Here is a 21,699-nt window from a genome sequence, read left to right as displayed (position 1 = left end):
GGATGGGCGTGATGATGATGGTGAGGAGGGTGAGCATGACCGTGGTCCTGCCCATGGTCATGGCTGTGCCCATGCCCCGCCGCATACGCCCCGCCCTCCGGTTCAAACGGCGCGTCCAGCGCCTGCACCTGCAGATGCGGCTGGGCGCGCAGCATCTCGGCCAGCACATGGTCGGGCTCGATCTGCAAATAGCCGGGCTGCAGCTCGATGGGCACATGGCGGTTGCCCAGGTGGTAGGCCGCGCGAGTCAAGTCAAAGGGCGAGCCGTGCTCCGCGCAAGCGCTGATGCGCAGCAGCGCCTGGGGCGCCGCCTCGACGCGGATCAGGCTGCCATCCTCGGCCAGCAGCACATCGCCGCCGCGCAGCTGGGTGCCGCGCGGCAGGAACACGCCCAAGACTCGACCACTGGAGTCCTCAGCCTGAAAGCGGCTCTTCTGCCGCGTGTCCCAGTCCAGGCTGAGGCAGGCCGCACGGCGCAGCAGCACCGGCGCCAGGCCCTGGCCTTGCGGGATCAGACGGGCCACTTGCAAGAGCGCTGCGGCGCTCATGCCAGCGCCAAGGTCATGTAGCAGCTGTGGGGGTCGATCCGGTAGCTGCCGAAGGGCTCGCAGACGACAAAGCCCTCGCTGGCGTAGAGCTGGTGGGCCGGCTCGAAAAATGCCTGCGTGCCGGTTTCCAGGCTCAAGCGGCGATAGCCGCGCTGACGGGCCTCGGCCAGCACATGGCGCAGCATGCGGCGCGCCAGGCCGCGGCCACGCAGCGCGGCCGCGGTGCGCATGGACTTGAGTTCAGCGTGCTCCGCATCCAGGCGCTTGATCGCGGCGGTGGCCGCCAGCACCGGGCCTGCGGGCTCGTTCAGCCACGCCGTCCAGAAAGCGATCTCCGGTTGGCGCAGCTTGTTCATGTCCAGCGCGTGCACACTTTCCGGCGGCGAGGTGGCGCGCATGTCCTGCATATGCTCTTCCATGAAGGCGGCAATGCGCGGGTCGCTCAGGTCATCGAGGCGGATCAGCAAGTCGGTTTCGGTGGTCATGGCAAGTGGGGACATCAGAACAAGAAATAGCGTTGGGTCATGGGCAGGCTCTGCGCCGGCTCGCAGCTGAGCAAGAGGCCATCCGCCCGCACGGCATAGCTTTGCGCATCGACCTCCATGCGCGGCGCGTAATCGTTGTGGATCATGTCGCGCTTGCCCAGGCCACGGATGCCGCGCACGGCAGCCAGGGTCTTTTGCAAACCATAGCGCTGGCCCACCCCGGCCGCCAGGCCGGCCTGCGACACAAAGCTCAACGAGCTGCGCGCCAGGGCGCCGCCGAAGGCCGCGAACATGGGCCGGTAATGCACCGGCTGGGGCGTCGGGATGGAAGCATTGGGGTCGCCCATGGCGGCCAAGGCGATGCTGCCACCCTTGAGGATGATGCTGGGCTTGACGCCAAAAAAGGCTGGCTTCCAGAGCACCAGATCGGCCCATTTGCCGACCTCGACACTGCCCACCTCGTGGCTGATGCCATGCGCAATCGCGGGGTTGATGGCCAGCTTGGCCACATAACGCTTGACCCGCGCGTTGTCATTGCCAGGCCCATCGCCAGGCAAAGGCCCGCGCTGCAGCTTCATCTTGTGCGCCGTCTGCCAGCAGCGCAGGATCACCTCGCCGACCCGGCCCATGGCCTGGGAGTCGGAGCTGAACATGCTGATGGCGCCCAGGTCGTGCAGGATGTCCTCGGCCGCAATGGTCTCGCGGCGGATGCGGCTCTCGGCAAAAGCCAGGTCCTCGGCAATCGCAGGGTCCAGGTGGTGGCAGACCATGAGCATGTCGACATGCTCGTCCAGGGTGTTGATGGTGTAGGGCCGGGTCGGGTTGGTGGAGCTGGGCAGCACGTTCGCCTCGCCCACCACCTTGAGGATGTCGGGCGCATGGCCGCCGCCGGCGCCCTCGGTGTGGAAGGTGTGGATGGTGCGGCCTTTGAAAGCGGCCACCGTGTCCTCGACAAAACCGCTCTCGTTGAGCGTGTCGGTGTGGATGGCGACCTGGGTGTCGGTGGCCTCGGCCACGTTCAAACAGTTGTCGATGGCGGCCGGCGTGCTGCCCCAGTCTTCGTGCAGCTTGAGGCCGATGGCGCCGGCCTCGATCTGCTCCTGCAAGGCCAGTGGCTGGCTGGCATTGCCCTTGCCGAGAAAGCCCAGGTTCATGGGGAAGGCATCGGCGGCCTGCAGCATGCGCTCCAGATGCCAGGCGCCGGGCGTGCAGGTGGTGGCCAGGGTGCCGGTGGCCGGGCCGGTGCCGCCGCCCAGCATGGTGGTCACGCCGCTGGCCAGGGCTTCCTCGATCTGCTGCGGGCAGATGAAATGGATGTGGGTGTCCACCGCGCCGGCGGTGACGATCAGCCCTTCGCAGGCGATCACTTCGGTGCCGGGGCCGATGATGATGTCCACGCCGGGCTGGGTGTCGGGGTTGCCGGCCTTGCCGATGGCGACGATGCGGCTGTTCTTGAGGCCGATATCGGCCTTGATGATGCCCCAGTGGTCGAGGATCAGGGCGTTGGTCATGACCGTGTCGACAGCACCCTCATCACGAGCACGCTGCGATTGCGCCATGCCGTCACGGATCGTCTTGCCGCCACCGAACTTGACCTCCTCCCCATAGCCGCCCGCGCGCAGGGTCAGGTCTTGTTCGACCTCGATGATCAGCTCCGTGTCGGCCAGGCGCAGGCGGTCGCCCACGGTGGGGCCGTACATCTCGGCATAGGCGCGTCGTCCCAGCGTGGCCATCACAAGCTCCCTTGCACCAGGCCGCGGAAGCCGTGAACGATGCGCGCGCCGGCCAGGTCCACCAGCTCCACGGTGCGCTGCTGGCCCGGCTCGAAGCGCACGGCCAGGCCGGAACCGATGTTCAGCCGCATGCCGCGCGCCGCGGCGCGGTCGAACTGCAGGGCCGCATTGGTTTCGGCGAAGTGGTAGTGGGAACCAACCTGAATGGGCCGGTCGCCCGCGTTCTGCACCACCAGGCTCAGCGTGCGCCGGCCCGGGTTGAGCAGGTGCTCGCCCTCGGACGTGAACAGCTCGCCGGGAATCATGCGCCGACCACCCGGGTCATCAAGGCCAGGCCCAGCAGCGCAATGCCGCCACCCAGCACGCGGCTCAGCGGCAGGGCCCAGCGCGCCTGCGTGCGGCGCAGCCACAGGCCCAGGCCCAGGCCGGCCACATGGAGCAGCCAGGTCGCCAGCACCATGCCCAGCAAGGCCAGACCGCCGTCCAGCTCGCGGCCATGGGCCACGCCGTGGAAGCAGGCGAAGAAGCCCACCAGGCCCATGGCCAGGGCCGGTGCCAGGGCGCGCCGGGTGGCGGCCAGCAGGCCCAGGGCCAGCACCGAGGCGGCGATCATGGGCTCCACCGCCGGCAGCTCCAGGCCACTCAAGCCCAGCAGCGCGCCGACGAGCAGCAGCACGGCAAAGGCCAGCGGCGCCTGCCAGGGCCGGCGCAGGGCCAGGCCGCTCCACAAGCCCACGGTCAGCATGGCCGCCAGATGATCGGCCCCACTCAAAGGGTGGAAGAAACCGGTAATGAAGTCATGGCCATGGGCGGCATCGCCGGTGTGCGACACGGCCACCAGGGGCAGCAAGCCAGCGAGGGCGGAGACGAGGGCGCGTTTCATGAGGGCGGGTTCCTGTCGGTGTCGTTGAAATAAATGCGGGGACGGCTCAAACGATGGGCTGATGCACAGTCACGAGCTTGCTGCCATCCGGGAAGGTCGCTTCCACCTGGATGTCGGGAATCATCTCGGCCACGCCGTCCATCACATCGGCGCGGCCGAGCAGTTCGCGGCCCTCGCTCATCAGCTGGGCGACGGTCTTGCCGTCGCGGGCGCCTTCCATCACGGCGGCGCTGATGAAGGCCACGGCCTCGGGATAGTTGAGCTTGAGCCCGCGGGCGCGCCGGCGTTCGGCCAGCAGGGCGGCCGTGAAGATCAGCAACTTGTCTTTCTCTCTCGGCGTCAGTTCCATGGTGTTCGGCTCGGGTGTTGCGAGGGGTGTTTGCAAGTCCCGTGCCGACTTGGAGACCGCCGCGCGCAGGCGGCACGAAACCTGCTCGCCGTTCGCCCATGAGCGCCCTGCCCCACGATGTGCCGCTGCCCCTGCACCCGCCCCTTCATCCGCCTGAAGGCGGCCCGGCGCCGCAGCGCGTCATCAAGATCCGGCGCGACTACAACGCCTGGGTGGCGCGCGAAACGCTGGAGGACTACGCCCTGCGCTTCACGCCGCAGCGCTTTCGCCGCTGGTCGGGCTTCCGGGTGGCCAACACGGCTTTCGGCGCGGCCTCCTTCCTGATCCTGGAGGCCGTGGGCGCCACCTTGCTGCTGCAGTACGGCTGGGCCAATGCGGCCTGGGCCATCGTCGCCACCGGCCTGATCATCTTTCTGGCCGGCCTGCCCATCAGCATCTACGCCGCCCGCTACGGCGTGGACATGGACCTGCTGACCCGCGGCGCCGGCTTCGGCTACCTGGGCTCGACCCTGACCTCGCTGATCTACGCCAGCTTCACCTTCATCTTCTTTGCGCTGGAAGCGGCCGTCATGGCCTACGCCCTGGACCTGGCGCTGGACATCCCGCCGCGCTGGGGCTATCTGATCTGCGCGCTGGTGGTGATTCCCCTGGTCACCCACGGTGTGTCGGTCATCAGCCGCCTGCAGCTGATCACGCAACCGCTCTGGCTGGTCCTGCTGCTGCTGCCTTTCGCGGCGGTGCTGTGGCAAGAGCCGCAGGCCTTTGCCGGTGCTCTGCACCATGCTGGCGCGCTCTCGGGCACGGCCGGCTTCGAGTTGCGCCACTTTGGTGCGGCGCTGACCGTGGGCATTGCCCTGATCACGCAAATGGGCGAACAGGCCGACTACCTGCGCTTCATGCCCGCCCTGCCGGCCAATGCCGCGCCGGCGCAGCGGCGGCGCTGGTGGGCGGCGGTGCTGGTGGGCGGGCCGGGCTGGGTGCTGCTGGGCGTGCTCAAGATGCTGGGCGGCGCCTTGCTGGCCTGGCTGGCGCTGAGCCACGCCGTGCCGGCCGAGCGCGCGGTGGACCCCAACCAGATGTACCTGGCCGCCTACGAGTATGTGTTCCCGCACTACGGCTGGGCGGTGGCGGCCACGGCCCTGTTCGTGATCGTGTCGCAGCTCAAGATCAATGTCACCAATGCCTATGCCGGCTCGCTGGCCTGGAGCAATTTCTTCTCGCGCCTGACGCACAGCCACCCGGGGCGGGTGGTCTGGGTGGTGTTCAACACCTTGATCGCCTTCTTGCTGATGGAGATGAATGTCTTCGAGGCCTTGAGCGCTGTGCTGGGCCTGTACGGCAATGTGGCCATCGCCTGGATCATGGCCGTGGTGGCCGATCTGGTGATCAACAAGCCCCTGGGGCTGTCGCCGCCGGGCATCGAGTTCAAGCGCGCCCACCTTTACGACGTCAACCCGGTCGGCGTGGGCGCCATGGCCCTGGCCTCGGCGCTGTCGGTCAGCGCCCACCTGGGCCTGTTCGGGCCGGATGCACAGGCCTTCTCGGCCCTGATCGCCCTGGTGACGGCCTTGCTCGCCTCGCCCTTGATCGCCTGGGCCACACGCGGGCGCTACTACCTGGCGCGTGCACCGTTCGGCGAAGACCCAGACGAAGGCCGCCCCCTGCGCGCGCGCCGCTGCGTGATCTGCGAGCGCGAGTACGAAGGCCCGGACATGGCCCAATGCCCCGCTTACCAGGGCGCCATCTGCTCGCTCTGCTGCAGCCTGGACGCGCGCTGCGGTGATCTCTGCAAGCCCCAGGCCCGGCTCTCGGCCCAATGGTCGGGCGCGCTGCGCCGCCTGCTGCCGCGGCCGCTCTGGCCGGTGCTGGACAAAGGCCTGGGCCACTTCCTGCTGCTGATGGGCGTGCTGCTGCCCCTGCTGGCGGCGCTGTTCGGCCTGCTCTACCACCAGGAGCTGCAAAGCCTGGGATCCGGCGAAACGCCGGCCAGCCTGCGCGCCGGCTTCCTCAAGGCCTATGTGCTGCTGAGCCTGGGCCTGGGCATTGCCGCATGGTGGCTGGTGCTGGCCCACCAGAGCCGCGAGGTGGCGCAAGAAGAATCCAACCGCCAGACCGAGGCCTTGATGCGCGAGATCGCCTCGCACCGCCGCACCGACGAGGCCTTGCAAGCGGCCCGCGTGCTGGCCGAGCGCGCGCAAGCCGCGGCCGAGGCCGCCAACCAGGCCAAGAGCCGCTACGTCAGCGCCATCAGCCACGAGCTGCGCACGCCACTCAACAGCATCCTCGGCTATGCCCAGCTGATGGCCGAGGACACGCACGAGCTGCCGCCGCGCCGGCGCCAGGCCGTGCAGGTGATCAAGCGCAGCGGCGAGCACCTGCTGAGCCTGATCGACGGCACCCTGGACCTGGCCCGCATCGAAGCCGGCCGCCTGAGCCTGGAGCTGGCGCCCCTGCGCTTCGAAGACTGCATGCACGAGCTGGCCGAGATGTTCGAGCCCCAGGCTGCCGCCCAGGGCTTGCAGTTCCGCTTTGAAGTGCAGGGCGAGCTGCCGGCCTGCGTGCGCGGCGACGAGCGGCGGCTGCGCCAGATCCTGATCAATCTGATCGGCAATGCCATCAAGTTCACGCCGCGGGGTCGGGTCACCCTGCGCGTGCGCCATGCCCGCGAGCTGGCCCTGATCGAGGTGGAGGACAGCGGCCCCGGCCTGGACGCGGCCGAGCTGGCGCGCATCTTCGAGCCCTTCACCCGCGGCAGCAGCCGCGGCACCGGTGCCACCGTCGGCGCTGGCCTGGGCCTGACCATGGCGCAGATGCTGGCGCGGCTGATGGGCGGCGAGTTGAACGCGCGCAGCACGCCGGGCCAGGGCTCGGTGTTCAGCGTGCGCCTGTTCCTGCCGGCCTTGCCGGACAGCGCCCTGCCGCCCGCGCGCGCGCCCCGCCCGCGTCTGGGCTATGCCGGGCCGCGCCGCCTGCTGCTGCTGGTCGACAACGAAGAGGCCGACCGCCAGCTGCTGATCGAGCTGCTGGCGCCGCTGGGCTTTGAGCTGCGCAGCGCCAGCAGCGGCCATGATGCGCTGGACCTGATCGTCAGCGGCGGCCTGCGGCCTGACGCCGTCCTGCTGGACCTGGCCATGCCCGGCATCGACGGCTGGGAGACCCTGCGCCGCCTGCGCGCCCTGAGCCTGCCCCAGCCGCCACGCGTGGCCATCGTCTCGGCCAATGCCTTCGAGAAAGGCCAGGAGCATGAGGGCGGCATCAGTGCCGTCGACTTCATCACCAAGCCGGTGCGCCATGCCGAGCTGCTGGACTGGCTGGGCCAGGCTTTGACGCTGCAGTGGTTGGATCAAGCCACGGAAGCGCCGGCAGCCTTGCCGCTGAAGCAGACGCCCTTGCCCGCTGAGCACCTGCCGGCCCTGCGCGAGGCCCTGGAGCTGGGCCACTACCGCGGCGTGCTGGCCGCCCTGGACCGCATGCAAGCCAGCCAGCACGACTGCCAGCCTCGTGTGGAGCAGCTGCGCGAGCAGGCGCGGCAGTTCCAGTTCGAAGCCATGCTGCTGAACCTGGAGGATGCGCCATGCTGACGCCGACATTCAGCGGCACGGAGGGGCCGCGCAGCGAGCGCGTGTTGATCGTTGACGATGTGCCGGACAACCTGGCCCTTTTGCACGACGCGCTCGATGAATCGGGCTACACCGTCTTCGTCGCCACCAGCGGCGAGGCGGCCCTGGCCCGCGCGCGCCAGGCCCAGCCCGACATCGTGTTGCTGGACGCGGTGATGCCCGGCATGGATGGCTTTGAGCTGGCGCGTCGACTCAAGGCCACCCCGGCCACGGCCGGCATCCCGCTGATCTTCATGACCGGCCTGACCGAGACCGAGCATCTGGTGGCCGCGCTCGAAGCGGGCGGCGCCGACTATGTGACCAAGCCCATCAAGCCCAAGGAGGTGCTGGCGCGCATGCAGGTCCATCTGCGCGCGGCCGCGCAAGCCCAGGGCGCCGTGCAGACGCGGCGCGCGCTCGATGCCTTCGGCTACGCCAGCGTCACCGTGCGCCTCAGTGACGGCCGCCTGATGTGGCAGACACCGCTGGCGCGCGAACTGCTGCAGCGCCACTTCCCGGCCGAGCCCGGCGGCCTGCTGCCCGCGCCGGTGCGCGCATGGCTGGCGCAGCAGCCGCTCAGGGCTCAGGAGCACTTACGCGAGCCACCGCGCTTTCAGCATGAGCAAGGCGCTCGCCGCCTCAGCTTTGCCCTGCACCCCTCGGGCCTGGAGAACTTGGACGAAGGCGATGAATGCCTGCTGGTCATGCGCGAGCAGAGCGACGCCGCCCTGATCGAAGCCATGGGCCTGAACTTCCGCCTGACCGCGCGCGAGGCCGAGGTGCTCTACTGGGTGGTCAAGGGCAAGATCAACCGCGACATTGGCGACATCCTGGGCGCCAGCCCGGCCACGGTGAAAAAACATCTGGAGCGCGTCTTCGCCAAGCTCGGCGTCGAGACCCGCACCTCGGCGGCGGCCATGGCCTTGAACCGCCTGCGCCAGCTGCACCCGCAGTGGGAGTTGTGAATCCGTCCTCGGGCTGCCCCGCTCAGCGCGGCGCCGCCAACCAGGCCTCCAGATCGGCCACGGGCATGGGTCGGCCAAAGCAATAACCCTGAGCCTCCTCGCAGCCGAGCTCGATCAGGATCTGGCGCTGGCCCTCGGTCTCCACGCCCTCGGCCACCACGGCCAGGCCCAGGGCCCGGCCGATGCCCAGTACGGCGCTGGCCAGGGCGCGGTCGTCGGCATCGGTTTCCAGATCGCGCACAAAGCTGCGATCCAGCTTGAGCTCGCTGACAGGCAGGCGCTTGAGGTAGCTGAGGCTGGAGTAGCCGGTGCCGAAATCATCGAGCGAGAGCCGCACGCCCATGGCGAAGAGCTTGGCCAGCTGCCCGGCGGTGCGCGGGTCGTGATCCAGCAGCAGGCGCTCGGTCACCTCCAATGTCAGCTGCTCGGGCCGCAGGCCGTGGCGCGCCAGCAGCGAAGCCACATGCGCGGCCACATCGTCCTGCTGGAAGCGGGTGGGCGAGACATTGACCGAGACCGCGCGGATGGCCACGCCCTGCTCGCGCCAGCGGGCCAGCTGCTCGCAGGCGGCCTCCAGCACCCAGGCGTCCAGCGCATTGACCAGGCCGCATTCCTCGGCCACCGGGATGAACTTGTCCGGTGGCACCGCGCCACGCTGCGGATCGGTCCAGCGCAACAAGGCCTCGGCGCCCACCACCGCACGGTCGCTCAAGCGCAGCTTGGGCTGGTAATGCAGGCGCAGGGCCTGGGTGGACAGGGCCTGGCGCAGCGCCCCCTCCAAGGCCACACGCTCATCCAGGGCCTGGTTCATGGCCGGCAGGAAGAAGCGCGCGCAGTTGCGGCCGGCGCGCTTGGCCTCGTACATGGCGATGTCGGCGTTCTTGAACAGCAGCTCGGGGTCCTGGCCGTCCTCGGGGAAGCAGCTGATGCCGATGCTGGCACTGATCAGCAAGGGCGCCTGATTGGGCAGTTGCAGGGGCGGCTGCAAGGCGGCCAGCAGCTTGTCAGCCACCTGCATGGCCTGGCTGCCGCTGCAGCCGGGCAGCCAGGCGACGAACTCATCGCCGCCGAAGCGGGCCAGGGTGTCGGCTTCGCGCAGGCAGGCCTGCAAGCGGGCCGCGACCTGGCGCAGCACCTCGTCGCCCGTCGCGTGGCCAAAGCTGTCGTTGACGGTCTTGAAGCGGTCCAGGTCCAGCAGCAGGAGCGCGGCCGGGCTGCCGCTGAGCATGGCCACCGGCAGGGCCTGGCCCAGGCGGTCGTGGAAGAGGCTGCGATTGGGCAGGCCGGTGACGCCGTCGAAATAGGCCAGGCGCTCGATCTGGCGCAGATGCTCGTCGTGCTTGAGCGCGACGCTGCAGAGCTGGGCGCAGGCCTCGACCATGCGCCGGTGGAAGGGCGCCACCTCGCGCGACTCGCGGTAGTAGAGCGCAAAGGTCGCGGCCACACGCGTGCCGTCGAGCAGGATGGGCGTGGACCAACACGCCCCCAAGCCCACCGACAAGGCCAGGCCTTTGTAATCGGCCCAGAGCGGGTCCTCGGCGATGTCGCGCACCTCTACCGCCTGCTTGCGCCAGGCCGCCGTGCCGCAGGAACCCACGGCCGGGCCGATGGGCAGGCCGTCCAGCGCATTGCTGTAGCTGGACGGCAGGCTCGGCGCAGCCAGCGGGCGCAGCCGCCCCTGGGCATCGACCGCCAGCACCGAGCAGATCACATCCGGCGCCAGCGACTCGACACGCCGGCACAGCAGATCCATCACCACGGGCAGCGGCCGCCCCAAGGCCACGGCCTCCAGCACCTGGCGCTGCAGGATGGCCACGCTTTCGCGCTCACCCCGCTCGTCCATGGGGCGCAGGGCCAGCAGGGTCAGGACGCCGGGCACAGCCCCGGCCTGCGCCGGCTCCTGGCCCTGGGCCTGGACTTGCAACTCATAACTTGCCAAGCCACCGGCAGCCAGGCGCAGCTGGGCATGAAAGCTCTCGCGCTGGGCGCCGCGGCTGGGGTCGAGCAAGGCTTGCCAGCAGCTGTCCAGAATGTCGGGAAAACAGTCCGCCAGCCGATCGGCCGGCACGGCGCGCTCGAGGAAGAAACGGTTGGCGTGGCGGATGCAGCCCTGGCCATCGACCCAGACCAGGCCCATGAAGGCGTGGTCGAGAGAGGCACAGAGGGCTTGGGCGTCGAGCGACGCGAGTCGGGTCAAGGTTTGCACTTCAGCCTGCTCGCTCCGGGTAAGACTGCAGGCCATGGTACGCCGCCCACCGGCGCAGGGCTAACTTGCAGGCATGCCACAGCGGCACGGTGTGGCTTTCTCGCGGCGCCAGCGCCGGTGGCGCCGTGGTTCCGCCCTCAGATCAGACGAAGGGCGGCAGTGGTGCCGGACGGCCGATCAGGCGGCGGGCTCGGCGCTTCAAATCCAGCCATTGCTTGGCCCGCGAGTGGTCGAAGCGCTTGACATCGATCAGGGTCAGGTCTTGACAGGCGGACAGGGTGTGCAAGCCGTCTGCATGATCGGCGCGCGCGAGGGCACCATGCAGATGCAGCCCGGTGGGGGCGCAGTGCACGCGGTCCAGGCCCAACTGCTCGAAGCGCAGCATGCGGGTGGCGCCGCCATAGGTGCGCGAGCTGTCCTGCACCGGCAGCATCACCGCGCCATCGGCGGCGTGGAAGGGCCGGCCCGCCGGGCGCGCGCCGCTGCGGTCGACGCGGATGGGGTTGCCGGCATGGAGCTTCCAGGGCCCGGTCAGCGCCGGGGCATGGGCCAGATGCAGCTCGCGCTGGTCGCGCGCGCCCGGCCCCACCAGGGAGAAGAACATCCACCAACGGCCCTGGTGCTCGATCAGCGAGGCGTCGGCCACCGGCAGATCGCTGAGCAGGGCGCATTCGCGCTGCCAGTGGTTCAGGCTGTCGTCACCGCGGTAGAGCGCCACCTCACCGGCCTGGGCACTCTCGGGCACCATGAACGTGGCACCTTCATGCTCAAAGACCTGGGGGTAGGACAGATGAAAAGGCCGGGCCAGCACGGTACGCCGGCTGCGCCACTGCAGATCGGCCGCGCCCAGCTCGTGGCGCTCGATCACGGCGTGCTTGGTCCGGTAGTCGAAGGCCTCGACGAAGACATGCAGGGTGTCACCACGACGCAGGCCAAAGGGATCGGCCAGATAGCGCCAGGGCCCGGCCGAAGGCAGCCAGGTGATGGCACCGGCCAGGGCCTGCAAACGGGTGGCGTCGAGCGCCTCAATCGGTGCCGGCACGATGCCGACCTGCCAGAAATCGGTGCGCGGCCGCTTAAACATGGGCCGCGCCGCTCCGCAGACGCGGCTGCATTCGCGGCGCCTTGGCACGCCGGCTGAGCACATCGCGGTAGAAAGCGATCACACGGGCCACAGCCTGCGGGCGCTGGTAGGCCTGCAGGCAATACTCGACCCGCTGGCGGTCCACGGCCTGGCCGGGCAGCGCGCGCAAGGCCTCGATCCGTTCACGCAGCGCCCGGCCCAGGGCCACAACATCGTTCACTGGCACCAGGGTGGCCGGCTGCTGAGCCAGCATCTCCGAAGGGCCTTGAGTCGCCGTGGCCAGAATGGGCAGGCCGACGCGCATCGCCTCCAGGATGGCGAGCGGGAAAGCCTCTTCACGCGAGGGTGACACGAACAGATCCATGGACTGCAAGGCCTGTTCAACATCGGCGCGGTAACCCAGCAAATGGATGCGGGCATCACCGCCGCGCAGGCGCTGCAAGGCCTCCAGGTCCTTGCCTTCGCCGAGGATGGCCAGAGCGGCATCGGCCGGCGCGTGGTCGCGGAAGGCCTGGATCAGCAAGTCCATGCCCTTGCTCGGATGCAGGCGCCCGACCGAGCCGACCAGGGGCTGGTCGGGGCGCAAGCCCAGCTCGCGGCGCAGGCACAGCGACAGGGGCGCGGGCGCACGCTCGGGCGCCCAGTTGTGGATCACGCTGACCGCGCCGTCGAAGGCCGGCAGCTGCTGGGCCTGCGTGCGGTTGACGCAGATCAGGCCGTCCTGGCGGGCATGGTGATGGGCTTTGTAGCCGACATGCAGGGTGGCCACACGGGCCGCGCCGCGCACTGCGGCCACCGCCTTGCAGGCCGGGCCCAGGTGGCCGTGGCAGACATCGGCGCCCAGGCGACGGGCCAGACGGCGCACGCGGCAAGCACGCAAGAGCGGCAGGGCCAGGCCATGGAACTGGATGCCGGGGCCCAGCTCGCCGGCCACGGCCGAACCGCGGCTGCCGATCACGTGCACTCGGTGTCCGAGCGCGGCCTGGGCTTGGGCCAGATCGATGCAATGGCGTTCGCCGCCGGCGATGCGCGAAGAAAACACCACGTGAACGATGGTGAGCGCGGGGCTGGAAGCAGGGCTGGCGAGCGACATATCCGGGGCCTCAGAGCTGGGCGATAGGTGTATCAAATTGAAACCGCAGCAAATCTTAACAATGCTTAACATTGCAATTCCACCGTACAGACCCCGTGTTTGCTGGGGTTGGGGCGAAAGGCGCAGCGGGTGGAACGCCCGGGCGCGGCGGACAGGACGGCGGCCCGCCGAACGGCGCGATCTGCGCCCACAACAGAAGCGCAGCTCGCATCGGCCTTGCTTTTCGGACCCACAGGCGATGCTTCGCGTGGCCGCCGGCCCTGGCGGATGGCTGCGCAGCTCGCCCCGATCCCGCAGGGCCCACGGGGGCTGCGGCACAATCCCGGCCCATGTCCAAGCGCTCCTTGCCTTCGGCCTCACCGGCTTCGCCGCCGGCCGAGGCTGCCGCTGAATCTCCCGCCGCCAGCCCGGCGCCGCGCACCGCCGCCGCGGGCGGTCTGGCCGAACAACGCCGCCTGCAAATGGCCGACATCGCCCGCCTGGCCGGGGTGTCGGTGTCCACCGTGTCGCGCGCGCTGAGCGGCAGCAAGCTGGTCAATGCCGAGACGCGCCAACGCGTGGCCGAGCTGGCCCGCTCGCTGAACTATTCGATCAACCTTGGCGCCCAGAACCTGCGCCTGCAGAAGAACCGCACCGTGGCGGTGGTCGTGCCCTTCGAGGCGGCTTCGCGCCAGCACATCTCCGACCCCTTCTTCCTGGCCCTGGTGGGCAGCATTGCCGATGCCCTGACGGACCAGGGCTACGACATGCTGCTCTCGCGCGTGGACGCCGAACACCTGGACCTGGCCGCGCAGTTCTACGACTCGGGCAAGGCCATCGGCGTGATCATGGTGGGCCAGTGGCGCCATCACGACCAGCTCAACGCCCTGGCCGCACGCCAGCTGCCCCTGGTGGTCTGGGGTGGAGCGATGCCCCAACAGCTGTACTGCACCGTGGGCGGCGACAACACCGACGGCGGCCTGCAAGCCACCCGCCATCTGCTGCAGCTGGGCCGGCGCCGCATTGCCTTCCTCGGTGACGCCGCCCTGCCCGAGGTCTGGCTGCGCCGCGAGGGCTACCAGCAGGCCTTGCGCGAAGCCGGCCTGCAGGCCGACCCCGCGCTGGAACTGGCCCTGCCGTTTGAGCCCGGCGGTGCCCGTACGGCGCTGGAACGCTGGCTGCCGCAAGCGCCGGCCTTCGACGCCGTGGTGGCCTGCAGCGATCTGCTGGCCTTGCAGGCCATCCACACCCTGCGCGCGGCGGGCCGGCGCGTGCCGGAAGACGTGGCAGTGGTCGGTTATGACGACATGCCTCTGGCCGCTTACTGCGACCCGCCGCTGAGCACCGTGCACCAGCCGGTGGCCGAAGCCGGGGCCGAACTCGTGGCCACGCTGATGGCCCAGCTGCGCGGCGAGCGCAGCCCCTCACGCACCCTCGGCGTGAGCCTGATCGTCCGGCGCAGCGCCGCCTGACGATCGATTGCAATAAGTTTTGTAGAAACCTTGTTGCTTCAAGGCAGATACGCGTTTTCCCTTGTTTGCAATCGATTGCAATAAGTTCCAAAATGGTGCCCAAGAAGACGGCAGTGGTGCACGATGCCCCAAAAGGCAGCAAGCCCGCCAGCGGTCTCGATGTTCCGCGGGTCGCGCCGCCTTCCCTGAGCGTGACCCGCCCCTCCAAGGAGACAGACACCATGCGACAGCACCAGCCCTCGTTCACCACCGCCACCTTCTCTCGCCGAGCCGCGCGCCCGGCCCTGGCCGCCATCACCCTGGCCCTGCTGCAACTGCCGGCCCTGGCCCAGCAAGCGGCCGCGCCCGCCGGCGAGGCCGAAGCGGCTCAGGACAATAAACAGGACAAGCTGAAACTCAACCAGGTGGTGGTGACCGGCAGCTCGGTGCGCACGACCAAGATGAAGCAAAGCCTCTCGGTCAGCTCCATCGACAGCGAACAGATCGCCAAGACCGGCGCCAGCAACGCGGCCGAGCTGCTGCGCAGCGTGCCGGGCCTGCGCTCGGAATCGACCGGCGGCGAAGGCAATGCCAACGTCACCGTGCGCGGTGTGCCGCTGTCGGCCGGTGGCTCGCGCTATGTGCAGATGCAGGAAGACGGCCTGCCCGTGCTGCTCTTCGGTGACATCTCCTTCGGCACCGCCGACCAGTTCCTGCGCGCCGACTACAGCACGGCCCGCCTGGAGGTGGTGCGCGGCGGTTCGGCCTCCACCCTCGCGTCCAACTCGCCCGGCGGCCTGATCAACTTCATCAGCAAGACCGGCGCCGGCAAGCCCGCTGGCGCCATCGGCCTGAGCGTGGGCCTGGACGACCGCCTGATGCGACTCGACGCCGACTACGGCGGCAGCATCGGCAATGGCACCAGTTTCCACATCGGTGGCTTCCAGCGCATCGGCGAAGGCGGCCGGCCGACCGGCATGAATGTCGAAAACGGCGGCCAGATCCGCGCCAAGCTGACCCAAAAGATCGACGCAGGCTATGTGAGCGTCAGCCTCAAGGCCCTGAACGACCGCACGCCCTCCTTCATGCCGGTGCCCGTGACCGTGGACAAGGGCACGATCCGCACCATCTCCGGCATCGACCCGCGCACCGCCTTCTTCATCACCCCCAGCCTGGCCAAGGACACCGGCTACAACAAGGACGGCGGCACCACGACCAGCAACACCCGCGACGGCCTGCGCATCAAGAGCCTGGCCCTGGGCTTCGAGGCCGGCCTGGATCTGGGCAACGGCTTCAGCGTGGAAGAAAAGTTCCGCAAGGCCAGCAACTCGGGCCGTTTCATCGCCCTCTTCCCGGCCGACAACGGCAACAACGGCGCGGCCAACTCCTTCACCGGCACCCTGTTCAACACCTCGCTGGACAACTTCGACAACACCTTCAACGACCTGAAGTTGAGCAAGGTGATGCAGAGCGACGGCGTCAAGACCACCCTGGTCGCCGGCCTGTTCTACGGCGTGCAGAACGTGGCCCAGACCTGGTTCTGGAACCAGTACAAGCTGAGCATGCAAGGCGTTGGCTCGCAGGTGCTGAACGCCGCCGGCCAGCCAGGCACCGGCCCGATCGCCGAAGGCTGGACCACCTGGGGCGGCTGCTGCACGCGCACCTTTGACGTGCAGTACACCCAGACCTCCCCCTATGCCGCGGCTGCGGTCGACCTGGGCAGCCTGACACTCGACGGCAGCCTGCGCCGCGACGAGCAAAAGGCCAGCGGCACCACCCTGTCCGGCAACAACACGGCCAAGACCTGGGATGCAGCCAGCCAGAAGACGGTCAACTACAAGGTCGGCCACACCTCCTACTCGCTGGGCGCCAACTACAGCGTGACGCCCAATCTGGCCGGCTTCGCCCGCGTCAGCAACGGCGTGTCCTTCAGCGCCGACCGCCTGCTCTACGGCAACCCGCTGGACGGCTCGGTGCCCATTAGCGTCAATGAGATCGACCAGGTCGAGGGCGGCCTGAAATGGCGCCAAGCCGGCCTGAGCCTGTTCGCGACCCTGTTCAACGCCCGCACGACCGAAAGCAATTTCGAGGTCACCACCCAGAAGTTCAGCGCCAACAAGTACAAGGCCAGCGGCCTGGAGCTGGAAGCGGCCTACAGCTGGGGCGACTTCAGCCTGAGCGGCGGCGCCACCTTCACCAGCGCCAAGATCAAGGCCTCGAACGACGCCACCATCGTCGGCAAGAAGCCGCGCCGTCAGGCCAACTTCGTCTACCAGCTGGCACCGAGCGTGATGCTGGGCCAGATCGAGGTGGGCGCCGCCCTGGTCGGCTCGGGCAAGTCCTACGGTGACGATGCCAACACCATCACGATGAAGGGCTACACCCTGGTCAATGCCTTTGTGAATGTGCCCCTGGGTGACAAGGCCCAGCTCTCGCTCTCGGCCAACAATCTGTTCAACACCCTGGCCTACACCGAGATCGAGGGCGATGGCCATGCCGCACGCGCCTTCAACGGCCGCAGCCTGCGCGCCACGCTGAAGTACAACTTCTGATCGCGGCGGCCCCATGCACAAGGAGCTGAACTCCGCCATCCTGCTGGTGGGCGAAGCGCTGGTGGACGAGTTCCACGAGCGCCAGATCGCCGGCGGCGCACCCTTCAATGTGGCGCGCTCGCTGGGGGCCTTGCTGGCCGACGGGGCCGGCGGTTCAGCCCCGGTGTGCCTGGTCAGCCGCATCGGCCATGACGATGCCGGCGGTGCCCTGATCCGCGCCAGCCTGCAACGCTTCGGCCTGGCGACCGAAGGCGTGCAGATCGACCCCACGCACGCGACCGGCCGTGTCACCGTCAGCGAGCAGTTGGACGCCGACGGCAGTCCGGCCGGCCACAGCTTTCACATCCACACGCCGGCCGCCTGGGACTTCATCGCATCGGAACCGGCCTTGGCCTCACTGGAAGCCTTGCGGCCGCGTTTCTTCTACTTCGGCACCTTGGCCCAGCGCGGCGCGGTCTCGGGGGCCAGCATCCAGGCCCTGGCCGAACGCGCCCGCAGCCTCGGTTGCACACGCTACCTGGACCTGAACCTGCGCGCCGGTACCGACACGCCCGAGCTGGCCGTCGCCTCGTTGGCCCAGGCCGACTGGCTCAAGGTCAATGACGAGGAACTGGGCCTGCTGCTGCGCTGGTTCGGCCGCGCGGGTGATGCGGCGCTGAATCCGCTGAAGGAGGCCGAGGCCTTGAGCCCCGCCTTGGCGGCGCTGATGCAGCGCTTCGGTCTGCAGCGCCTGATCCTGACCCGCGGCAGTGCGGGCTATGCCGCCTTCGGCACGGACGGTGCGCTTCTGGCGCAGGGGCCCGGCCTGAGCCTGCCGCGCATGATCGACACCGTCGGCGCCGGCGATGCCTTCAGCGCCATGCTGCTGGCCGCCCAGCTGAGCGGGCAAGCCCTGGAACACAGCCTGGCCTTGGCCAATGGCTATGCCGCAGCCCTGTGTGGCGAGCGCGGCCCCATGCCGGAGGACGACGCCTTCTTCCTGCCCTGGCGGCAGGTCTTGAAGCCCGCAATGCTCAAGAGCGAGGCCGCATGAATCTCTCCAGCAAACCCAGACTCAGCTTCTGGCAGATCGTCAACATGAACATCGGATTCTTCGGCATCCAGTTCAGCTTCGGTCTGCAGCAGAGCAATATGAGCCCGATCTACCAGTACCTGGGCGCGGACGAAGCCAGCCTGCCCTTGCTGTGGCTGGCCGGACCCATGACCGGCCTGCTGGTGCAGCCTCTGGTGGGTGCTTTCAGCGACCGCACGGTCAGCCGCTGGGGCCGGCGCACACCCTACTTCCTGATCGGCGCCCTGCTCTGCAGCCTGGGCCTGCTGGCCATGCCCTTCAGCCCGACGCTGTGGTTTGCCGCCGGCCTGCTCTGGATCCTGGATGCCGCCAACAACGTGACCATGGAGCCCTACCGCGCCTACGTCTCGGACCGGCTCGACGCCAGCCAGTATTCCCTGGGCTTCCTGACCCAAAGCGCTTTCACCGGCCTGGCCCAGACCCTGGCCTATCTCGCACCCACCTTGCTGGTCCTGATGGGCATGGACAAAGACGCGCTGGGCAGCAACAACATCCCGCAGATCACCCTGACGGCTTTTCTCATCGGTGCCGTGTTTTCCATCAGCACGGTCTGGTGGTCGGTGCGGAGGGTGCCCGAGTTGCCGTTGAGCGCCGACGAACTGGCGCAGATGCGCCGCCAGCCGCGCGGCCTGGGTGCGGCGCTGCGCGAGATCTGGAGCGCGCTGCGTGAGATGCCGCGCACCATGCGCCAGCTCTGGTGGATGAAGCTGTTCCAGTGGTACGCCATGATGTGCTACTGGATCTACATCGTGCCGTCCCTGGCGCTGACGCTATTCCAGAGCAGCGACCCGCATTCCGCCGGCTTTCGCGAGGCCGGCCTGGTGAACGGGCAGATCGGCGGCTTCTACAACTTCGTGGCCTTCCTTGCGGCCTTTGCGATGGTGCCCTTCACCCGGCGCTTCGGCCCCAGGCGCGTGCATGCGCTGTGCCTGGTGCTGGCCGGCGCCGGCATGTGGGCCATCCCCGAGATCCAGAACCGCTGGCTGCTGCTGCTGCCCATGCTGGGCGTGGGCCTGGCTTGGGCCAGCATCATGGGCAACCCCTATGTGCTGCTGGCCGGCAGCATCCCGCCCGAGCGGGCCGGGGTGTACATGGGCATCTTCAATATGTTCATCGTCATCCCCATGCTGATCCAGATGGTGACGCTGCCGCTGATTTATCACAGCCTGTTGGGCGGCCGCCCGGACCATGTGATCCGCCTGGCCGGCGTCCTGCTGGTCTGCGCCGCGGTCGCGATGCTGCGCGTGCAGACCACGCCCCAGCCTTCCCAGTCCGAATTGAAATCATGAAGAACCAAGTCCAACTGATCACCTACGTCGACCGCCTCGGCGGCCGCCTCGACGGGCAGGACCTGCAGCGCCTGCGCCGCCTGCTGGGCCCGGGCGGCGCGCTCGGCGAGGTCTTCGGCGGCGTGCACCTGCTGCCCTTCTTTCATGCCATCGACGGCGCCGATGCCGGCTTCGACCCGATCGACCACACCCAGGTCGACCCGCGCTTAGGAAGTTGGAACGACATCAAAGACCTGACGGACAACCTCGACGTCATGGGGGATGTGATCGTGAACCACATGTCGAGCAGCTCGCCGCAGTTTCTGGACTACTCGGCGCGCGGCGACGCCTCGCCCTATGCCGGCCTGTTTCTGACCCTGGATGCGGTCTTTCCGGAGGGCGCCACCGAAGCCGATCTGCTGGCCGTCTACCGGCCGCGCCCCGGCCTGCCTGTGCAGATGGCCACACTGAAGAACGGCCAGAAAAAGCTGCTCTGGACCACCTTCACCGCCGCCCAGATCGACATCGCCGTGCACCACCCGCAGGGCCGCGCTTACTTGCTGAGCATCCTGCAAACCTTTGCCGACAAAGGCATCCGCATGGTGCGCCTCGATGCCGTGGGCTATGCCATCAAGAAAGCCGGCGCCAGCTGCTTCATGATGCCGGAAACTTTTGCCTTCATCGATGAGTTCGCGGCGCAGGCGCGCAGCCTCGGCATCGAGGTGCTGGTGGAGATCCATGCCTACTACCGGCGCCAGATCGAGATCGCCGCGCGCGTGGACTGGGTTTACGACTTCGCCTTGCCGCCGCTGGTGCTGCATGCCTTCTTCTTCGCCCAATCCGGCCCGCTGCAGCAGTGGATTGCGCAGCGCCCCTGCAATGCGCTGACGGTGCTGGACACCCACGACGGCATCGGCATCATCGACATCGGCGCCGACGCCAGCGACCGCGTAGGCCAACCCGGCCTGGTGCCGCCGGCCGAGCTGGACGCCCTGGTCGAGCGCATCCACAGCAACAGCGGCGGCGAGAGCCGCCAGGCCACGGGCGCTGCGGCCTCCAACCTCGATCTTTACCAGGTCAACTGCACCTTCTACGACGCCCTGGGCCGCGACGATGTGCGCTACCTGCTGGCGCGGGCGCTGCAGTTCTTCCTGCCCGGTGTGCCCCAGGTCTACTACGTCGGCCTGCTGGCCGGCCACAACGACATGGAGCTGCTGGCCCGCAGCGGCGTCGGCCGCGACATCAACCGCCACTACTACGACGAGGGCGAGATTGCCTCGGAGCTGCAGCGCCCCGTGGTGCAGCAGCTGATCCTGCTGATCCGCCTGCGCAACAGCCACCCCGCCTTTGCCGGCGAGTTCAGCAGCGAGGCCACCAGCCCGCAAGACCTGACCCTGCGCTGGCAAGCCGGCGCCCAGCAGGCCACCCTGCATGTGAACTTCGCCACCCTGGCCCACGAACTGAGCCACACCGACGCCAGCGGCCAGCTGCAAAGCCTGCAGTTCCACTGAGCGCGCCTGCTGGCCCTGGCCCTCGCTTGGTGCAATTCGGGCACGCCCCTGGTGCGGATGCACCGCCTCGCGCCGTCAAAGGGTCAGCGGCCGAGGTCGGCACATTGCGGACCTCCGCTGTCTTGATCGTTCTCGCTGCGGTGTCTCGGCCCGCCGCCGGGCTCATGGTTCGCGGGTCGGCTCTTCGAGCCGACTCCCCTCGGTGCTCACTGCGCGGCTCAGCGGCGCCAAACTCCCTCCGTTCGCTGCGCTCACTGCGGTCAAACAGTGGCCCCGAGTCAGAGCTTGATGCGCGTGAGACCACGCGCCTGAGCCGCTCCGCTGCGCCCTCGGCCGCGCACAAATCGCCCGTCGGCGGGCCGAGCCACCTTCGGAGGTGGCGTGTTCCACCGTTGATGGGGCGCGTCGATCGCGATGCAAGCGCCCTGCAGCCCGTGCCGCTGCCGGGCGATTTGTGAGGGGCCGAGCAGCACAGCGCCTCGGGGCGCGCGCGTACCCGCGCGCTTCAAGCTCTGACTTGGCGCTTCTGTCTGAACGAAGCGAACGCAGGGAGCGGAGTGAGTTATGCGCCAGCCCCGAGGCGCTAGCAGCACAGGGGAGTCGGCCCGTCAGGGCCGACCCCGGAACCATGAGCCCGGTGGCGGCACGAGCTGCAGGGCCTCACGAGCAAAACCAAAGGCGGCTTCGTACCCAAGGCCGTCTTGCCTGCCCCAAAAAAAAGCCCCAGGCACAAGGCCTGAGGCTGGAATCCACCCAGGGGCGGTGGAGGAGACAACTGAAGTTGAGAAAGCTATTGCAGCTTCCGTGCCAGCCTGACTCGGCCGCCCATGACCAAAGACAGAGTCGCCTGCTGTCGCTAGGCTGCCAGGCGCTTCCACCCCGTTTCCACATCCCAGCCCGGGCACCTGCCAACGTGCACAG

General features: G+C 68.6%; 15 protein-coding genes and 1 pseudogene. 7 read left to right on the top strand and 9 right to left on the bottom strand.

Annotation, left to right across the window (positions count from 1 at the left end):
* Positions 1-2 precede the first annotated feature (2 nt).
* From ureE to C1O66_RS18255, 6 genes and pseudogenes are all read right to left on the bottom strand, one after another.
* Positions 3-548: pseudogene (ureE, locus tag C1O66_RS18280) on the bottom strand (urease accessory protein UreE); the annotation flags it as partial.
* Positions 545-1,048: a GNAT family N-acetyltransferase gene (locus C1O66_RS18275; protein WP_243392844.1), complete on the bottom strand. Its 504-nt coding sequence runs from the start codon at positions 1,046-1,048 to the stop codon at positions 545-547. The gene C1O66_RS18275 and the pseudogene ureE, both read right to left, overlap by 4 nt.
* Positions 1,048-2,766: an urease subunit alpha gene (ureC, locus tag C1O66_RS18270; RefSeq protein WP_102769198.1), complete on the bottom strand. Its 1,719-nt coding sequence runs from the start codon at positions 2,764-2,766 to the stop codon at positions 1,048-1,050. Before ureC ends, C1O66_RS18275 begins: the two co-directional genes overlap by 1 nt.
* A complete protein-coding gene (locus C1O66_RS18265; RefSeq protein ID WP_102769197.1) occupies positions 2,766-3,071 on the bottom strand; it encodes an urease subunit beta in 306 nt (101 codons plus the stop codon). Before C1O66_RS18265 ends, ureC begins: the two co-directional genes overlap by 1 nt.
* Positions 3,068-3,649, bottom strand: a complete 582-nt coding sequence (locus C1O66_RS18260; RefSeq protein WP_102769196.1) for a HupE/UreJ family protein — start codon at positions 3,647-3,649, stop codon at positions 3,068-3,070. The genes C1O66_RS18265 and C1O66_RS18260 overlap by 4 nt, the downstream gene beginning before the upstream one ends.
* Before the next feature lie 46 nt (positions 3,650-3,695).
* Positions 3,696-3,998 (bottom strand): urease subunit gamma, encoded by a 303-nt coding sequence (locus C1O66_RS18255; RefSeq protein WP_102769195.1) that lies wholly within the window; start codon positions 3,996-3,998, stop codon positions 3,696-3,698.
* Between the two features lie 98 nt (positions 3,999-4,096).
* Here C1O66_RS18255 and C1O66_RS18250 point away from each other — a divergent pair, with 98 nt between their 5' ends.
* Complete coding sequence (locus tag C1O66_RS18250; RefSeq protein WP_102769194.1) at positions 4,097-7,579, top strand: hybrid sensor histidine kinase/response regulator; 3,483 nt, start codon at positions 4,097-4,099, stop codon at positions 7,577-7,579.
* Positions 7,573-8,562, top strand: coding sequence for a response regulator (locus C1O66_RS18245; RefSeq protein WP_102769193.1), 990 nt, complete (start codon positions 7,573-7,575; stop codon positions 8,560-8,562). Before C1O66_RS18250 ends, C1O66_RS18245 begins: the two co-directional genes overlap by 7 nt.
* 22 nt (positions 8,563-8,584) lie before the next feature.
* On the opposite strand, the gene C1O66_RS18240 is transcribed toward C1O66_RS18245, so the two are convergent.
* The 3 genes from C1O66_RS18240 to C1O66_RS18230 form a co-directional block, all read right to left on the bottom strand.
* The gene (locus C1O66_RS18240) at positions 8,585-10,759 is read right to left on the bottom strand and encodes a putative bifunctional diguanylate cyclase/phosphodiesterase (protein ID WP_165794676.1); all 2,175 of its coding nucleotides are present in this window, start codon (positions 10,757-10,759) and stop codon (positions 8,585-8,587) included.
* 151 nt (positions 10,760-10,910) lie between these two features.
* Positions 10,911-11,852: a glucosamine inositolphosphorylceramide transferase family protein gene (locus C1O66_RS18235; RefSeq protein WP_102769191.1), complete on the bottom strand. Its 942-nt coding sequence runs from the start codon at positions 11,850-11,852 to the stop codon at positions 10,911-10,913.
* Positions 11,845-12,945 carry a glycosyltransferase gene (locus C1O66_RS18230; protein ID WP_165794675.1) on the bottom strand — a complete coding sequence of 367 codons (1,101 nt, stop codon included), beginning with the start codon at positions 12,943-12,945 and terminating at the stop codon, positions 11,845-11,847. The genes C1O66_RS18235 and C1O66_RS18230 overlap by 8 nt, the downstream gene beginning before the upstream one ends.
* A 329-nt stretch (positions 12,946-13,274) precedes the next feature.
* On the opposite strand from C1O66_RS18230, the gene C1O66_RS18225 reads away from it, so the two are divergent.
* The 5 genes from C1O66_RS18225 (at position 13,275) to gtfA (ending at position 20,778) form a co-directional block, all read left to right on the top strand.
* Positions 13,275-14,396, top strand: coding sequence for a LacI family DNA-binding transcriptional regulator (locus C1O66_RS18225; protein WP_341476786.1), 1,122 nt, complete (start codon positions 13,275-13,277; stop codon positions 14,394-14,396).
* A gap of 221 nt (positions 14,397-14,617) precedes the next feature.
* Complete coding sequence (locus C1O66_RS18220; RefSeq protein ID WP_102769731.1) at positions 14,618-16,927, top strand: TonB-dependent receptor; 2,310 nt, start codon at positions 14,618-14,620, stop codon at positions 16,925-16,927.
* 13 nt (positions 16,928-16,940) lie between these two features.
* Positions 16,941-17,960, top strand: coding sequence for a PfkB family carbohydrate kinase (locus C1O66_RS18215; RefSeq protein WP_102769189.1), 1,020 nt, complete (start codon positions 16,941-16,943; stop codon positions 17,958-17,960).
* Complete coding sequence (locus tag C1O66_RS18210) at positions 17,957-19,288, top strand: MFS transporter (protein WP_102769188.1); 1,332 nt, start codon at positions 17,957-17,959, stop codon at positions 19,286-19,288. The genes C1O66_RS18215 and C1O66_RS18210 overlap by 4 nt, the downstream gene beginning before the upstream one ends.
* Positions 19,285-20,778, top strand: coding sequence for a sucrose phosphorylase (gene gtfA / locus C1O66_RS18205; protein ID WP_102769187.1), 1,494 nt, complete (start codon positions 19,285-19,287; stop codon positions 20,776-20,778). The genes C1O66_RS18210 and gtfA overlap by 4 nt, the downstream gene beginning before the upstream one ends.
* The last annotated feature ends 921 nt before the right edge of the window (positions 20,779-21,699 follow it).

It is taken from the genome of Paucibacter aquatile (assembly GCF_002885975.1).
In the GTDB taxonomy this organism is placed as follows: domain Bacteria; phylum Pseudomonadota; class Gammaproteobacteria; order Burkholderiales; family Burkholderiaceae_C; genus Paucibacter_A; species Paucibacter_A aquatilis.
The sequence above is the reverse complement of the archived record's forward strand: the minus strand, read 5'-3'. Positions and strand labels throughout refer to the sequence as shown.

Excerpts from the sequence above, each read along its gene's own strand:
- C1O66_RS18215 (WP_102769189.1), top strand. The coding sequence starts at position 16,941 with ATGCACAAGGAGCTGAACTCCGCCATCCTGCTGGTGGGCGAAGCGCTG.
- C1O66_RS18275 (WP_243392844.1), bottom strand. The coding sequence starts at position 1,048 with ATGTCCCCACTTGCCATGACCACCGAAACCGACTTGCTGATCCGCCTC.
- C1O66_RS18245 (WP_102769193.1), top strand. The coding sequence starts at position 7,573 with ATGCTGACGCCGACATTCAGCGGCACGGAGGGGCCGCGCAGCGAGCGC.
- C1O66_RS18235 (WP_102769191.1), bottom strand. The coding sequence starts at position 11,852 with ATGTTTAAGCGGCCGCGCACCGATTTCTGGCAGGTCGGCATCGTGCCG.
- C1O66_RS18250 (WP_102769194.1), top strand. The coding sequence starts at position 4,097 with ATGAGCGCCCTGCCCCACGATGTGCCGCTGCCCCTGCACCCGCCCCTT.
- C1O66_RS18260 (WP_102769196.1), bottom strand. The coding sequence starts at position 3,649 with ATGAAACGCGCCCTCGTCTCCGCCCTCGCTGGCTTGCTGCCCCTGGTG.
- C1O66_RS18210 (WP_102769188.1), top strand. The coding sequence starts at position 17,957 with ATGAATCTCTCCAGCAAACCCAGACTCAGCTTCTGGCAGATCGTCAAC.
- C1O66_RS18230 (WP_165794675.1), bottom strand. The coding sequence starts at position 12,945 with ATGTCGCTCGCCAGCCCTGCTTCCAGCCCCGCGCTCACCATCGTTCAC.
- ureC (WP_102769198.1), bottom strand. The coding sequence starts at position 2,766 with ATGGCCACGCTGGGACGACGCGCCTATGCCGAGATGTACGGCCCCACC.
- C1O66_RS18255 (WP_102769195.1), bottom strand. The coding sequence starts at position 3,998 with ATGGAACTGACGCCGAGAGAGAAAGACAAGTTGCTGATCTTCACGGCC.
- C1O66_RS18265 (WP_102769197.1), bottom strand. The coding sequence starts at position 3,071 with ATGATTCCCGGCGAGCTGTTCACGTCCGAGGGCGAGCACCTGCTCAAC.
- gtfA (WP_102769187.1), top strand. The coding sequence starts at position 19,285 with ATGAAGAACCAAGTCCAACTGATCACCTACGTCGACCGCCTCGGCGGC.
- C1O66_RS18220 (WP_102769731.1), top strand. The coding sequence starts at position 14,618 with ATGCGACAGCACCAGCCCTCGTTCACCACCGCCACCTTCTCTCGCCGA.
- C1O66_RS18225 (WP_341476786.1), top strand. The coding sequence starts at position 13,275 with ATGTCCAAGCGCTCCTTGCCTTCGGCCTCACCGGCTTCGCCGCCGGCC.